Origin of the sequence: Streptomyces sp. 3211.6, from assembly GCF_003634815.1 — a bacterium.
GTDB classification, from domain to species: domain Bacteria; phylum Actinomycetota; class Actinomycetes; order Streptomycetales; family Streptomycetaceae; genus Streptomyces; species Streptomyces katrae_A.
On record NZ_RBXC01000001.1, the window covers coordinates 4,841,711 to 4,856,822 of the forward strand.

The following is a 15,112-nucleotide window of genomic DNA, read 5'->3' on the forward strand; positions in this document are numbered from 1 at the left end:
GACGGGACCGCTCAGTGCCAGAGGACGGCGATAAAGATATTGGCGACGGTCAGTCCGCCGACCGCACCGAAGAGGCCCTTCTCGACGTGCTCCTCGTCGCGCTTGACGTAGACGAGCGCCAGGATCACGAAGAGGACCGCCAGCTTCACGCCGATCTTGATGTTGTTCAGCGGCGCCCCGTCGCCCATCTCGTGGAAGCCGACGAGCAGCACGCCGGTGACGAGCATGGTCAGTGCGCCGTGGAGCATCGCGGGCACGAAGCGGGCGGTGCCGGCGCCCATCGCCTTCATCTGGGTGAGGAAGCCGCCCAGGAGGGAGGCTATGCCGATGATGTGCAGGCCGACGAAGACGTGGGTGAGGACAGTCATGGCGACGAGCCTACGGGGTGCCTCCCGCCGTCCCGACGGCGGATTTCCCCGGGGCGGGGCCGCCTGTCGGTCCCGCCCCCTAGACTCGGATGGCGATGAGCAGCCTCTTTGACGACAGCTTCCTGGCCGACCTCACCCCTTCCGACGAGGTCCCGCCGCCGCCCGAGGAGCACCACGCCCCCGAGGAGGGCGCGGACGACCTGTTCGGCGGCCGCTTCGACCTGCCCGTGGACCGGGACTCCCACTACCGCGACGGCGCCCCCCGGCCGGTCATCGACCCGGCGGCCCTGCTGGACGGGCTGAACGAGCAGCAGGCCGCCGCCGTGGTGCACGCGGGCTCCCCGCTGCTCATCGTGGCCGGCGCCGGCTCCGGCAAGACCCGCGTGCTGACCCACCGCATCGGACACCTGCTGTCCGCGCGGCACGTCCACCCGGGCCAGATCCTGGCGATCACCTTCACCAACAAGGCCGCGGCCGAGATGAAGGAGCGCGTCGAGAACCTGGTCGGCCCGCGCGCCAACGCCATGTGGGTCTCCACCTTCCACAGCGCGTGCGTGCGCATCCTGCGCCGCGAGTCCAAGCGCCTGGGCTTCACCTCGTCGTTCTCGATCTACGACGCCGCCGACTCCAAGCGCCTCATGGCGCTGGTCTGCCGCGACCTGGACCTGGACCCGAAGAAGTTCCCGCCCAAGTCCTTCAACGCCAAGATCTCGAACCTCAAGAACGAGCTCATCGACGAGGACGCCTTCGCCGCCCAGGCCGCCGACGGTTTCGAGAAGACCCTCGCCCAGGCGTACGCGATGTACCAGGGTCGGCTGCGCGAGGCCAACGCGCTCGACTTCGACGACATCATCATGACCACGGTCCACCTCCTCCAGGCCTTCCCGGACGTGGCCGAGCACTACCGGCGCCGCTTCCGGCACGTCCTGGTCGACGAGTACCAGGACACCAACCACGCCCAGTACACCCTGGTGCGCGAGCTGGTCGGCCCCGGCTACCCGGACCTGCCGCCCGCCGAACTGTGCGTGGTGGGCGACGCCGACCAGTCGATCTACGCCTTCCGCGGCGCGACCATCCGCAACATCCTCCAGTTCGAGGAGGACTACAAGGACGCCACGACGATCCTGCTGGAGCAGAACTACCGCTCCACGCAGACGATCCTCTCCGCCGCCAACGCCGTCATCGAGCGCAACGAGAACCGCCGCGCCAAGAACCTGTGGACCCAGGCCGGCAGCGGTGCCGTCATCACCGGCTACGTCGCCGACACCGAGCACGACGAGGCCCAGTTCGTCGCCGACGAGATCGACCGGCTGACGGACGCGGGCGAGGCCAAGGCCGGCGACGTCGCGATCTTCTACCGGACCAACGCCCAGTCCCGCGTGTTCGAGGAGATCTTCATCCGGGTCGGACTGCCCTACAAGGTCGTCGGCGGCGTCCGCTTCTACGAGCGCAAGGAGGTCCGGGACGTCCTGGCCTACCTGCGCGTCCTGGCCAACCCCGAGGACAACGTCCCGCTGCGCCGCATCCTCAACGTGCCCAAGCGCGGCATCGGCGAGCGCGCCGAGGCGATGATCGACGCCCTCGCCCTCCGCGAGAAGATCACCTTCCCGCAGGCCCTGCGCCGGGTGGACGAGGCCTTCGGCATGGCCGCCCGCTCCACCAACGCCGTCAAGCGGTTCAACACCCTGATGGAGGAGCTGCGCACCATCGTCGACTCCGGCGCCGGCCCGGCCGTGGTGCTGGAGGCGGTCCTGGAGCGTACGGGGTACCTCGCCGAGCTCCAGGCCTCGACCGACCCGCAGGACGAGACCCGGATCGAGAACCTCCAGGAACTGGCTGCCGTCGCCCTCGAATTCGAGCAGGCGAGGGACGAGGACACCCCGGGCACCCTGGCCGAGTTCCTGGAACAGGTCGCGCTCGTCGCCGACTCCGACCAGATCCCGGACGAGGACCCGGACGGCTCGGGCGTCATCACGCTGATGACCCTGCACACCGCCAAGGGCCTGGAGTTCCCGGTGGTCTTCCTGACCGGCATGGAGGACGGGGTCTTCCCGCACATGCGCGCGCTGGGCCAGACCAAGGAGCTGGAGGAGGAGCGCCGCCTCGCCTACGTCGGCATCACCCGCGCCCGCGAGCGGCTGTACCTCACCCGCTCCAGCATGCGCAGCGCCTGGGGCACCCCCTCGTACAACCCGCCCTCGCGGTTCCTCGAGGAGATCCCGGCCGAGTACCTCCAGTGGAAGCGGACCGGCGCCGCGCAGAAGCCGGCCGGGCCGGTGCGCGGATCCGGCTACGGCTCCGGCACGGGGAAGTCCTCGTTCGGGACCTCGCCCGAGGCCTTCCTGTCCTCCTCGCGCTCCCGGTCGGGCGGTGGCCCGTCCGGGTTCGCGACGCGCCGTGCGACGGACAAGCCGGTCATCGCGCTGGCCGTCGGGGACCGGGTGACGCACGACCAGTTCGGGCTGGGCACGGTCATGGACGTCCGGGGCGCCGGCGCGGACGCGCAGGCCACCATCGACTTCGGGGACGACAAGCCCAAGCGCCTGCTGCTGCGCTACGCGCCGGTGCAGAAGCTCTGAGGCGAGCCGGGCCTGCCGGGGCCTGAGGGCCTAGGTCGGGTCCAGGCCGTGGTTGCGCAGCCACGCCAGGGGGTCGATGGCGGAGCCGCCACCGGGCCGTACCTCGAAGTGGAGGTGCGGGCCGGTGGAGTTGCCGGAGTTGCCGGAGTAGGCGATGACGTCGCCGGCCTTGACCTGCCCGGACCGGATCTTGGTGCTGCTGAGGTGGCAGTACCAGGTCTCGGTGCCGTCGGGAGAGGTCAGGATGGCCATGTTCCCGTAGGCGCTGTTCCACTGGGTGCGCATGGTGCCGTCGGTGGCGGCCATGACCGGGGTGCCGTAGGAGACCGGGAAGTCGATGCCGGTGTGCACGGACATCCACATGCCGCCGGCCTGGCCGAACATGGCGCTCAGCCCGTGCTGGGTGACGGGGATGGCGAACTTGGGGCGGGCCGCCTCCTTGGCCGCCGCCTCCTCGGCCCGCTTCTTCTTCTCGTCTTCCTGCCGCTGCTTGAGGTCGATCCGCTCCTGGGTGCGGCTCGCGCGGTCGGCGAAGTCACCGGCGTCGGCGCTCAGGGCGGCCAGCTGGGTGTCGAGCTTGTTGTTCGCCGCGACCGGCTTCACGGAGGCCGGGTCGGGGGCGGCCATCGTCGTGGTGTCCTCGGACGGCTTGTCACCGCCGGTGAGACCGCTGACGGAGGCGGCGGCGATTCCCGCGACGCCCATCACGCAGACCGAGGGCACGGCCACGGTCAGCAGGGCGGAGCGCTTGGCCGGCGTACGGCGCCGGGCGCTGCCGCCCGCCTTGTCCTTGCCGCCGCCCTTGGCGCCGCCGCGGCCGCCGGCCCGGCGCGCCGAACGCGGCTCCGGGGTGGCGGAGGCCAGGGGGACCATCTGCGTGGGCAGGTCGTGGACGGCCTCGTCGGTGAACTGCGGGTCGTCGAACTGCGGGTCGTCGAACTGAGCGTCGTCGCCCTCGGCGGGGAAGGCGGGGCCGAGGGGCTCGAAGACGGAGGTCTCGTCATCGGCGTACGCGTCGGCCGCCGGTTCGGCCTCCTCGACACCGCCGCCGCTGTTCCACGCGGTGGCGTCGTAGGCGCCGGTGTCCTGGCCGTGCCCGTGTCCGTAGCCGGAGAAGTCCCACTGGCCGGTCGGCTCGGAGCCGGGGGTGTCGTACCCGAACGGGGCCGACGGGTAATCGGCGACGGTGGCGGCGGAGTTCGCGGAGTTCCAGGTGCTCGCGTCCCAGGAGCCGGTCGCGTCCTCGGGGACGGTCTGGGCCGGGACGCTGGAGAGGTAGTCCTGCTGCGCGGTCCACGCGGTGCTGTCGTAGGCGCCGGTGTCGGCGGTCGACGGGTACGCGCCGGAGGCGTCGTAGGCGTCGTAGTTCCCGTAACTGCCGGACGGGGCGTAATCCGTGACGTACTGATAGCCCTGGCCCTGCGTTTCGTAGGAAACGTATGCCTGGTCACCAGCGAAAGTGGTGGTGGAAAGGCCGTCGTACCCCAAATCGGGGTACTGGCCCGACGTCGGGCGGTCGTTCACCAACTTCTCTTTCGCCTCGGCAGTGGGGGCCTGGGTGGCCGGGGAACTCAAGGTTCACCGGAGGAGAGCAGTGGCGTGACTGTACCCGGCGGTTACTCGCCTCGACAATCTTCGGCGGGTTTCGAGCTCGGGGGAACCGGGCATTCGGCCGCCTTTCGGTCGCAGGGAGACCGACCCTTGGCCTTGAGTTCGAAATTCGTTCGACTCCGGGTCATCCGGTGTTGTAGGCGAACGCGAGCAGCAGCGCGAACGGCACCGGCACCAGCGCGGCCGACCGCAGCCAGGTCCCGCGGCGTGCCCTGGACGGCAGGACGGCGTCGACGACGAACACCGCGCCGACCAGCAGCACACCCGTGACGACGAGCAGGAACAGCATGGCCGCGGAGTGGTCGAGGGTGTGGAAGTCGCAGTTGCGCAGGTCCGGCCCGGCGAGGTCGGCGGTGCTGTGGCAGTCCATGGGCAGGTACTCCGTCAGCGCCCACCAGGCCAGGTAGAGGGGCACGGTGGCGGGTACGCCGAGGGCCAGGTTCGCCAGCACGGGCGCCAGCACCCCGCGCCGCGCCGCCGTACCCTCCCCGCCCATGCCCCCGCCCGTCCCCCTGCTGCGTCTGCCGCGTCCGCTGCGTCCGCCCCGTCCCGGAATCCTCCGGGGGCTCAGACGACCATGCCCTCCCCTTCGGTTCCGGCCGGCCGGGGTTTCCTCACGGGCCCCTCCGCTCGGCCGGCGCCCCCGGCGTCGCGCACCGGACCGTCGAGGGCCCGCCGGACGGCGGTGATGACGGCGGGATGCACCGGAAGGGCGAGGTGCCCGATCCCGGTGACCTCGATGTTCGTCGCGTCCAGGTCCGGGTGCTCGATCCGGGCCGTGCCGGCCGGGGCCATCAGGGCGTCGAACTCGCTCCAGAAGGCCACGCACCGGGTCCGGCAGCCGGGCGCGGGCGCGCGCAGCTCGGCCATCACCGGGGAGTCCGGGCGCATCTGGCGGACCAGCGGGTGGGCGTCCATGAAGGGGGCGACGCGGGTCCCGCCGTGCGGGGTGCCGAGGGTGACCAGCGTCCGCACCCGGGCGTCACCGCCGAGCCGCTGGACGTAGTACCGCCCGACCAGCCCGCCCAGGCTGTGTCCCACGAGGTCCACCCGGTCCTGACCGCTGCGCTCGCACAGCTCCTCGACGCGCCGGGCGAGGTGGCGGGCGGTGACGCGCAGGTCGAGGGTGAGGGGGGAGTAGTTGTACGTCTCCACGCGCCGCCGGCCGCCCGCCCCGAGGGCGCGGCGCAGCAGGACGAACACCGACCGGTTGTCGGTGAACCCGTGCAGCAGCAGGACGGGCGGCAACTGCCCGGACCCGTCGCGGTGTCGCTTCGCGCGCTCCTCCCGGACTCCACTCGGGTAGAGGAGCATGTGCCCGGCGAGCACCAATGCCTCCAGGACCGCGGCCCGCAGGGCGGCCCCCGAGCGCGGGACGGGCAGCGGTGCGATCGTCAGCCCCATCGACGGCCTCCCCTGACCTCTTGGGTGCGGGGCCGTGCCGGCTGCCGACGTGGCCCCGCCACCGTGCCGTGCGGCTGTCGGCGCGGTGGCGGGGCGACTGGGCGAGGTGAATCAACGGCGTCCCACGTGTGATTTCCCCCTCCCCGTTGACCGTGAAACGGTGCCGTGCGCAATGCTGTACTTAACGTTCGTTCACTCGGGAGGCAGTGCGATGGGTGTGACCGGTCCGATCCGTGTGGTGGTGGCCAAGCCGGGTCTCGACGGCCACGACCGCGGGGCCAAGGTGATCGCGCGGGCGCTGCGGGACGCGGGCATGGAGGTCATCTACACGGGCCTGCACCAGACCCCCGAGCAGATCGTCGACACCGCGATCCAGGAGGACGCCGACGCCATCGGCCTGTCGATCCTCTCGGGCGCGCACAACACGCTGTTCGTGCGGGTGCTGGACCTGCTGAAGGAGCGGGACGCGGAGGACATCAAGGTCTTCGGCGGCGGGATCATCCCGGAGGACGACATCGCCCCGCTGAAGGAGAAGGGCGTGGCGGCGATCTTCACCCCCGGCGCGACGACGACGGAGATCGTCGACTGGGTCAACACCCACGTCCGCCCGGCCTGACCCACCCGGCTCCCGCTGGGAGCCGCCCCCCGGGTGTTTCGCGATCCTCCCCCGGGGGAGACCCCTGGCCCCTGCCCCCCGGGGCGCGCAGCGCCCGGGTGTTTCAGCCCTCGCTGGCGTTCCTCCCCTGGGGGAGACCCCTGGCCCTTGCCCCCCGGGCGGGCAGTGCCCGGGTGTTTTCAGCCTCGCCGGCGTTTGAGGCGCGGGGTCAGGGGCGGAGCCCCTGGGAACGGTGGAAGGGCGGGTAGGGGACCTCGCACCGCGCAGCGGCACCGGCCCGCAGGCGGGGGACGGTCCTCAGCCGGGGTCCGTCACGGCGGCCGGGCCCGTCACGGCCGACGGGGTCTGTCCCGGCGGCGGGGCCCGTTAAGGCCGACGGGGCACGTCACGGCGACGGGGCACGTCAGGACGGCGGGGTCAACTCCGCGAGCATGTCGGCCCGTACCCGCAGCGTCGCCACCAGCCTCTGGAACGCCTCGGCCCAGTACGCGGAGGCCCCGGAGCCCCCCTCCGGGACATCCGCCGCCCCGGCCGTGAGGCCCTCCAGCCGGGCCGCCTCCGCCGGATCGAGGCAGCGCTCCGCCAGCCCCATCACCCCGCTGAAGCTCCACGGATAACCCCCCGCGGCCCGCGCCGCGTCCAGCGCGTCCACCACCGCCCGCCCCAGCGCCCCCGCCCACGGCACGCGGCAGACCCCGAGCAGCTGGAATGCCTCCGACAGCCCGTGCGCCCGCACGAACTCCGCGACCCACTGCGCCCGTTCCCCCTCCGGCAGGGTCTCCAGCAGCTTGGCCCGCTCCGCGAGCGACGCCGTGCCCGGCCCCGCCGCGGGCGGCGCGGATGCCGCGCCCAGCAGCGCCTTCGACCACTGCGCGTCCCCCTGCCGCACCGCCGCCCGGCACCAGGCGGCGTGTATCTCCTCCGCCCAGCCGTCGGCCACCGGCAGCGCCACTATCTCCGCCGGCTCCAGCCCCCCGAACCGCTCCCGCCAGCAGGACAGCGGAGCCGCGTCCACCACCTGGCCGAGCCACCACGCCCGCTCCCCGCGCCCGGCGGGCGGCCGCTTGACCACCCCGTCGCGCAGCATCCCCGCGTCGCACTCCGCCGGCGGCCGCACCGCGTCCGGGCCCACGCAGGCCAGCGCCCGCTCCGCCATCCGCCCGGCCAGCGCCGACTGCGGAAGCGCGGACAGCAGTTCCGCCGCCGTCGCCCGTACGTTGCGGCTGCGGTCGCCCAGCGCCGCCTCCAGGAAGGGCTCGTCGGCCATCGACAGCCCGGCCCGCAGCGAGTCGAGGAACATCAGCCGGTCCTCGGCCCGCTCGGTGGCCCACGTGGAGGCCAGCAGCCGGGTCGCCGCCGCCGCGTCACGGGCCCGTACGGCGCCCAGCAGAGCGACCCGCTCCGCGAACAGGCCCTCCTCCCACAGCCGGGTCACCGCCTCCGCGTCGGCGGGGTCGGGCAGTTCGCCGGCGCCGCCCGCCGCGCCGCGCAGCGCGAACCGCCATTCCGGATTCAGCCGGGCCAGCCAGAGCCCCCGCGCGCCGGCCAGCGCCAGCGCCTGCGCGCGCAGGTCGGTGCGGGCCCGGGCCGCGTCCAGCAGCGCCGGGACCAGCGCCGACGGAGCCCGGTAGCCGTGCCGCCCGGCGGCTGCCAGCCACTGCGGGAGCAGCTCCGTCAGATCCGGGGCGGCCCCCCGCCGCCCGGCGCCGCCGCCGCTCGTACGGCCGGCGAGCAGGTGGGCGAGCCGCCGCCGGGCGGCTTCCGGCGGCGCCGGGCGCGGATCCCGGGGCGCGGGGTCCGGCAGCCGGGCCGCCGGCGCGGGCCGCAGCCCGGCGCGGCGGCGCAGCGTCTGCACGGCCGCCGCGTCGAGCAGCGCCCGCGGGGTGCCGCCCCGCCGCTCGGTCCCCAGCAGCGCGGCGGTGACCAGTGCCTCCCAGTCCCCGTCCGCGTATCCCTCTCCGGTCTCGCCCATCCGGCCCCTCCCTCGTCAGTCCCCGTCAGTGGTCCGTCGTCCAGTGGTCCGTCGTCCAGCCGGTCCGTCGTCTTCGTGCGGCCCGGCTCCGGTCCCGCCCCCTCCGCGGGACCGGAGCCTCGGATGTGCCGCACGAACCCGTTCAGCTGGCGTGGTTGTCGTTCATGAAAGCCCCCCGGCTCCTCGTCCGCGCGTCGGCGCCCCCGCGCCTCCGCGTCCTCCATGTCGGTCTGTCAGACGGCATGGATCCCCCCAGGCCCCCTGCGTTCCAGGTGTGTTCGCGTCCTTCCTCGGATGCTTCAGACCAGCGGCACCGGCTCGGGCGAGCCGGGCTGCCAGGCGGTCAGCGGGGTGAAGCCGCGGTGGCCGCACTCGCCGAACACCGTGACGGGGCCGCCGCCCGAGAGGGCGGCCAGCTGCCACAGCGCGGGCCGCGGACGGCCCCCGCCGCAGGCCACCGGCAGTGCGGACGCCCCCTCCGCGTCCGCGAGCTGCCAGCCCCCCTCGGCCGCCTCGCCCGGTATCGGGATCACCGGGCCGAGGACCACCGGCCAGGACTCCAGCCACGGGTCCTCCCGCAGCGCGGCCCCGTAGGCCTCCAGGGCCTCACCGGTGCCCACCCCTGCCGGAGCCCCGGAGCGGTCCGCCACCGCGGCCGCGGTACGGTCCCCCAGATCCGCCCGGAGCCCCGCCGTCCCGGGCCGGAAGCGGACTTCCGCCTCCAGCACCAGTCCGACGGGCAGGGCCAGCCCCGGCGCCCGCCCGGGCGGTCCGAAGTCCAGCACCAGCGCCGGCCGTCCGCCCTCCAGCCCGCGCAGCCATGTCCGGCGGGTGGTGAGACGGCCGTCCGGGGACACCGAGTCGTACTGGGCGAGCACGAGCCAGCGGTCCCGGACGGTCTCCCCCTCGGCCGAGGACGGCACTCCCACCCGGTTCCGGACGGTCGCGGCCAGCGGCTCCGGCAGTCCGGAGACCCCCAGCCAGGCCCGGTCCAGCAGGTGCAGCAGCGCGAACTCCTCAAGCATCCGGCCGGGCCAGCCGGAGCCGCAACCGGGTATTGTCCCCAACTCCCTTACCCGTGCGGCCAGTCCGGGTGCCTGGGCGTCGACCATCCGGGCGGCGGTCTCCTCCCACGGCGCGTACCCCGCCTGCCCCTGCCCGGCGATCCCGCCGCGCAGCAGGTCCGCCAGCCGCTGCTCCAGCTCCGCGACGCCCGCCCCGACCCGCTCCGCGCGCCGCTCGGCCCGCTTGCGCGCCGCCTCGGCGTCCACCGGGCCGGCCGTCGGGCGGGCGGCCTTCGCCGCACGCTCCGCCAGCCAGGACGCCGCCCAGTCCGGCGCCTCGGCCGGGTCGCCCAGGCCCTGCGCCGACCAGAGCAGCAGCAGTCCCAGCGCGTGCTTGCACGGGAACTTCCGGCTCGGGCAGGAGCACTTGTACGCGGGGCCCGCCAGATCGACGGCCGTCCGGTACGGCGTACTGCCGCTGCCCTTGCACACCCCCCACACCGCACCGGAAGCGGAACCTCCGGTCTGTGACCACGGACCCGCCCCGCCCAGCCTGGCCCCCGCCTTGCGCGACGCGTCGTCAGGAGCCAGAGCCAGTACCTGTTCCGCCGTCCAGCGGACCCCCTGCTCAGTCATGTGAACCACCGTAGAGACCCCCACTGACAATCCCTCTGACCTGCAACGACGCCCCGGCCAGGGGGCGTTGTCAGTGGCGTGGTGCACCGTGGGTACAGCAGTCGGGAGCGGCTGCCGAGCACTGGAGGGGGACCATGAGCACGCACGGGAACGACACCGGTACCGAGGCACTGCGACCGCACGCGGAAGACGCCTTCGCGCACGAACTGAAAGCCCTGGAAGCCGCCGACGACCGGCCCCGCCCGGCCCGCTGGAAGCTCTCCCCCTGGGCCGTGGCCACCTACCTCCAGGGCGGCACGCTCGCGGACGGCACGGTCATCACCCCCAAGTACGTCGGCCCGCGCCGGATCGTCGAGGTCGCCGTCACCACCCTCGCCACCGACCGCGCCCTCCTCCTGCTGGGCGTCCCCGGCACCGCCAAGACCTGGGTCTCGGAACACCTGGCCGCCGCCGTCAGCGGGGACTCCACCCTGCTGGTCCAGGGCACGGCCGGCACCCCCGAGGAAGCCATCCGCTACGGCTGGAACTACGCCCGACTCCTGGCCGACGGACCCAGCCGCGACGCCCTCGTCCCCAGCCCCGTCATGCGGGCCATGGCCCAGGGCATGACCGCCCGCGTCGAGGAGCTCACCCGCATCCCCGCCGACGTCCAGGACACCCTCATCACCGTCCTGTCCGAGAAGACCCTCCCGATACCGGAGCTCGGCCAGGAGGTGCAGGCCGTGCGCGGCTTCAACCTCATCGCCACCGCCAACGACCGCGACCGCGGGGTCAACGAGCTCTCCAGCGCCCTGCGCCGCCGCTTCAACACCGTCGTCCTGCCGCTGCCCGCCACCGCCGACGCCGAGGTCGACATCGTCGCCCGCCGCGTCGGCCAGATGGGCCGCGCCCTGGACCTGCCCGCCGTGCCCGAGGGCCTGGAGGAGATCCGCCGGGTCGTCACCGTCTTCCGCGAGCTGCGCGACGGGATCACCGGCGACGGCCGCACGAAGGTGAAGTCGCCCAGCGGCACCCTCTCCACCGCCGAGGCCATCTCCGTGGTCACCGGCGGCCTCGCCCTCGCGGCGCACTTCGGGGACGGCGTCCTGCGCCCCTCCGACGTGGCCGCGGGCATCCTCGGCGCCGTCGTCCGCGACCCGGCCGCCGACCGGGTCGTCTGGCAGGAGTACCTCGAGGCGGTCGTCCGCGAGCGCGAGGGCTGGAAGGACTTCTACCGTGCCTGCCGGGAGGTGACGGCATGAGGCCGGGCGGCACCGGACCGCTGCTGCTCGGGGTCCGCCACCACGGACCGGGCTCCGCCCGGGCGGTGCGGGCCGCGCTGGACCGGGCGCGGCCGCGGGCCGTGCTGATCGAGGGGCCGCCCGAGGGGGACGCGCTGCTCGCGCTGGCCGCCGAGCCGGGGATGCGTCCGCCGGTCGCCCTGCTCGCGCACGCGGCGGACGATCCGGGCCGGGCCGCGTTCTGGCCGCTGGCCGCCTTCTCCCCGGAGTGGGCCGCCATCCGCTGGGCCCAGGCCGGGCAGGTCCCGGTGCGTTTCATCGACCTCCCCGCCGCCCACACGCTGGCCGTGCCGGAGGAGGAGGGCGCCGACGGGCAGGACGCCGACGGGCGGGGCGGCGCCGGCGCCCTGCCGCTGGACCCGCTCGCCGTGCTCGCGGAGACCGCCGGGTACGAGGACCCGGAGCAGTGGTGGGAGGACGTGGTCGAACACCGGGGCAGCGGGGCGGTACGGGACCCGCTGGCCGCCTTCGGGGCCCTGGAGGAGGCCATGGGCGCCCTGCGCGAGACCTACGGGGACGGCGGCCGTCCCCGCGACCTGGTGCGCGAGGCCCACATGCGGCAGCGGATGCGGGCCGCCCGCCGGGAGTTCGGCGAGGACTACGCCGTGGTGTGCGGCGCCTGGCACGTTCCGGCGCTCCGCGCCAGGACGACGGTCGCGGCCGACCGGGCCCTGCTCGCCGGGCTGCCCCGGACCAAGGTGGAGACCACCTGGGTGCCCTGGACCCACCGCAGGCTCGCCCGGGCCGGCGGATACGGCGCGGGCGTCACCTCGCCCGGCTGGTACGCGCACCTCTTCGCCTCCCGGGACCGGCCCGTCGAGCGGTGGCTGACCAAGGTGGCCGGGCTGCTGCGGGAGGAGGACCTGCAGGTCTCCCCGTCCCATGTCATCGAGGCGGTCCGGCTGGCCGAGACCCTGGCGGCCGTCCGGGGCCGGCCGGTGCCCGGGCTCGGCGAGACGCTGGAGGCGGTGCGGGCGGTGATGTGCGACGGCTCGGACGTACCGCTCGCGCTGGTCGAGGACCGCCTCGTCGTCGGGGACGTGCTCGGGGAGGTCCCGGACGCGGCGCCCGCGGTACCGCTCCAGCGGGACCTCACCCGCCGGCAGCGCTCGCTGCGGCTGAAGGCGGAGGCCCGCGAGCGGGAGCTGGAGCTGGACCTGCGCAAAGACGGCGACGCGGCCAAGTCCCTGCTGCTGCACCGGCTGCGGATGCTCGGGGTGGACTGGGGCGTGCCCGCCCCCTCCCGGGCCGGGACGGGCACCTTCCGGGAGACCTGGCGGCTGCGCTGGGAGCCCGAGCTGTCGGTGCGGGTCGCCGAGGCGGGCGTCTGGGGCACCACCGTCCTCGGCGCGGCCACCGCCAAGGCCGCGGCCGAGGCGGCGGCCGCGGCGGAGCTGGGGGAGGTCACGGCCCTGGCGGAACGGTGCCTGCTGGCCGGGCTGTCGCAGGCGCTGCCCGCCGTGCTGCGGGCACTGGCCGACCTGGCGGCGCTGGACACCGATGTGGCGCGGCTCGCCAAGGCGCTGCCCGCGCTGGCCCGTTCCCTGCGGTACGGGGACGTACGGGGCACGGACTCGGCGGCGCTCGGGACGGTCGCGGCCGGGCTGGCCGAGCGGATCTGCGTGGCCCTCCCCCCGGCCTGCGCGGCCGGGCTCGACGCCGACGGGGCGGCGGAGCTGCGGGGCCACCTGGACGGGGTGCACGGGGCGGTCGCCCTGCTGTCCGACGCGGACGGGGGGCTGCGGGAGCGCTGGTCGGCGGTGCTGCGGCAGCTGGCCGGGCGGGACAGCGTGCCCGGGCTGATACGCGGCCGGGCCGTGCGGCTGCTGCTGGACGAAGGGCGGCTCCCGGCCGCGGAGACGGCCCGGCTGATGGGGCTGGCACTGTCCCCGGCGGCCTCCCCGGCCGACGCGGCGGGCTGGATCGAGGGGTTCGCGGGCGGCTCCGGCGGCGGGACGCTGCTGGTCCACGACGAGCGGCTGCTGGGCCTGGTCGACGCGTGGCTGGTGTCGGTCCCGGAGGGCGCCTTCATCGACGTACTGCCGCTGCTGCGGCGGACGTTCGGGGCGTACGAGCCGGGCGTGAAGCGCACCCTGGGCGAATTGGCCCGCCGCGGTCCGGGCCCGCGGGGCATACCCACCGGCGCCGCCCCGGCCCCCGAGGGCTTCGCCCCCGACCTGGACCCGGCCCGCGCGTCTGCGGCGGCGGAGGTGGCCCGGCTCCTCTTGGGGGCGCCCGACCTTGCCCTGGCCGGGCGGTAGGGGACGGGCCCTGCCCCGGCCGGGCGGCCCGGGGCCGGTTCCCCTACCCCCCCAGACCCTCCCCCCGCGCCTCAGACGCCGGCGGGGCTGGATTCCGGCGCCGCGAATGAGCGCAACGGGGTCCGGGGCGGAGCCCCGGAGAACGGGTGAAGGGCGGGGCGGGGAGACGGCCCCGCCCAGCGGTGCACACGGCAACGAGTGAAAGGGGATCGGCAGATGACGGAGACAGGCACGGAAACCGCCGGAGGCGAGCGGCTGCGGCGGTGGCGGATGGTGCTCGGCGGCGGCGAGGCCGACGGCACCGGGCGGGCGCTGAGCGGGCGGGACGCGGCGATGGACGGGGCGCTGGCGGCGCTCTACGGCGGGGGCGGCGACGGCAAGGGGCCGGGGGAGCGGTCGGCCGGGCTCGGCGCCTCCGCCCCGAGGGTGGCGCGGTGGCTCGGGGACATCCGTACCTACTTCCCCGTCCCGGTGGTGCAGGTCATGCAGCGGGACGCGATCGAGCGGCTGGGCCTGTCCGCCCTGCTGCTGGAGCCGGAGATGCTGGAGGCCGTCGAGCCCGACGTGCACCTGGTCGGGACCCTGCTGTCGCTGAACAAGGCCATGCCCGACACCACGAAGGAGACGGCGCGGGCCGTGGTCCGCAGGGTGGTCGAGCAGCTGGAGAAGCGCCTTGCCGCCCGGACCCGCGCCACCCTCTCGGGGGCGCTCGACCGCTCGGCCCGGACCAGCCGCCCCCGGCACCGGGACATCGACTGGGACCGGACGATCCGCGCGAACCTGAAGAACTACCTCCCCGAGTACCGCACGGTCGTGCCCGAGCGGCTGGTCGGCTACGGGCGGGCCGCGCAGGCCGTGAAGAAGGAGGTGGTGCTCTGCATCGACCAGTCGGGCTCGATGGCGGCTTCGGTCGTCTACGCCTCCGTCTTCGGGGCCGTCCTGGCCTCCATGCGGTCGATCGCCACCCGCCTGGTCGTGTTCGACACGGCGGTGGCCGACCTGACCGACCAGCTCGACGATCCGGTGGACGTCCTCTTCGGCACCCAGCTCGGCGGCGGCACGGACATCAACCGTGCGCTGGCCTACTGCCAGTCCAAGATCACCCGTCCTGCCGACACGGTCGTGGTCCTGATCAGTGATCTCTACGAGGGCGGCATACGCGACGAGATGCTGAAGCGGGTCGCCGCGATGAAGGCGGCCGGCGTGGAGTTCGTGGCCCTGCTCGCGCTGTCCGACGAGGGCGCCCCCGCCTACGACCGGGAGCACGCCGCGGCCCTCGCCGCGCTCGGCGCCCCCGCCTTCGCCTGCACGCCCGACCTGTTCCCGGAGGTGATGGCGGCCGCGCTGGAGAAGCGTCCCCTGCCGGTGCCCTGAGGGGCTG

Annotated in this window: 11 protein-coding genes; 5 read left to right on the forward strand and 6 right to left on the reverse strand. The window is 74.6% G+C overall.

Annotation, left to right across the window (positions count from 1 at the left end; genetic code table 11):
- Positions 1-11: 11 nt before the first annotated feature.
- Entirely contained in the window at positions 12-368 is a 357-nt protein-coding gene (locus BX286_RS22505) for a hypothetical protein (RefSeq protein WP_079429358.1), read from the reverse strand.
- A gap of 95 nt (positions 369-463) precedes the next feature.
- Here BX286_RS22505 and pcrA point away from each other — a divergent pair, with 95 nt between their 5' ends.
- Positions 464-2,947 carry a DNA helicase PcrA gene (gene pcrA, locus BX286_RS22510; protein WP_079429359.1) on the forward strand — a complete coding sequence of 828 codons (2,484 nt, stop codon included), beginning with the start codon at positions 464-466 and terminating at the stop codon, positions 2,945-2,947.
- A gap of 30 nt (positions 2,948-2,977) precedes the next feature.
- Here the strand turns inward: pcrA and BX286_RS22515 are convergent, their stop codons facing one another.
- The 3 genes from BX286_RS22515 to BX286_RS22525 form a co-directional block, all read right to left on the reverse strand.
- Entirely contained in the window at positions 2,978-4,471 is a 1,494-nt protein-coding gene (locus tag BX286_RS22515) for a M23 family metallopeptidase (protein ID WP_261993495.1), read from the reverse strand.
- Between the two features lie 211 nt (positions 4,472-4,682).
- The gene (locus BX286_RS22520; RefSeq protein ID WP_079429361.1) at positions 4,683-5,054 is read right to left on the reverse strand and encodes a hypothetical protein; all 372 of its coding nucleotides are present in this window, start codon (positions 5,052-5,054) and stop codon (positions 4,683-4,685) included.
- Between the two features lie 71 nt (positions 5,055-5,125).
- On the reverse strand, positions 5,126-5,962 hold the full coding sequence (locus BX286_RS22525) for a triacylglycerol lipase (RefSeq protein WP_079429362.1): 837 nt from the start codon (positions 5,960-5,962) through the stop codon (positions 5,126-5,128).
- Between the two features lie 211 nt (positions 5,963-6,173).
- Between BX286_RS22525 and BX286_RS22530 the strand changes: the two genes are divergently transcribed.
- A complete protein-coding gene (locus BX286_RS22530) occupies positions 6,174-6,578 on the forward strand; it encodes a cobalamin B12-binding domain-containing protein (RefSeq protein ID WP_079429363.1) in 405 nt (134 codons plus the stop codon).
- A gap of 403 nt (positions 6,579-6,981) precedes the next feature.
- Here BX286_RS22530 and BX286_RS22535 read toward each other — a convergent pair whose 3' ends face one another.
- Both BX286_RS22535 and BX286_RS22540 read right to left on the reverse strand, forming a co-directional pair.
- Complete coding sequence (locus BX286_RS22535; RefSeq protein WP_100863047.1) at positions 6,982-8,550, reverse strand: DUF5691 domain-containing protein; 1,569 nt, start codon at positions 8,548-8,550, stop codon at positions 6,982-6,984.
- A gap of 299 nt (positions 8,551-8,849) precedes the next feature.
- Complete coding sequence (locus BX286_RS22540; protein ID WP_100863046.1) at positions 8,850-10,190, reverse strand: SWIM zinc finger family protein; 1,341 nt, start codon at positions 10,188-10,190, stop codon at positions 8,850-8,852.
- Between the two features lie 134 nt (positions 10,191-10,324).
- Here BX286_RS22540 and BX286_RS22545 point away from each other — a divergent pair, with 134 nt between their 5' ends.
- The 3 genes from BX286_RS22545 to BX286_RS22555 all read left to right on the forward strand — a co-directional run bounded on the left by BX286_RS22545 (position 10,325) and on the right by BX286_RS22555 (position 15,105).
- Positions 10,325-11,431, forward strand: a complete 1,107-nt coding sequence (locus BX286_RS22545; protein ID WP_079429366.1) for an AAA family ATPase — start codon at positions 10,325-10,327, stop codon at positions 11,429-11,431.
- On the forward strand, positions 11,428-13,731 hold the full coding sequence (locus tag BX286_RS22550; RefSeq protein ID WP_121016149.1) for a DUF5682 family protein: 2,304 nt from the start codon (positions 11,428-11,430) through the stop codon (positions 13,729-13,731). Before BX286_RS22545 ends, BX286_RS22550 begins: the two co-directional genes overlap by 4 nt.
- Before the next feature lie 216 nt (positions 13,732-13,947).
- Positions 13,948-15,105 carry a VWA domain-containing protein gene (locus tag BX286_RS22555; RefSeq protein WP_079429368.1) on the forward strand — a complete coding sequence of 386 codons (1,158 nt, stop codon included), beginning with the start codon at positions 13,948-13,950 and terminating at the stop codon, positions 15,103-15,105.
- Positions 15,106-15,112: the final 7 nt, after the last annotated feature.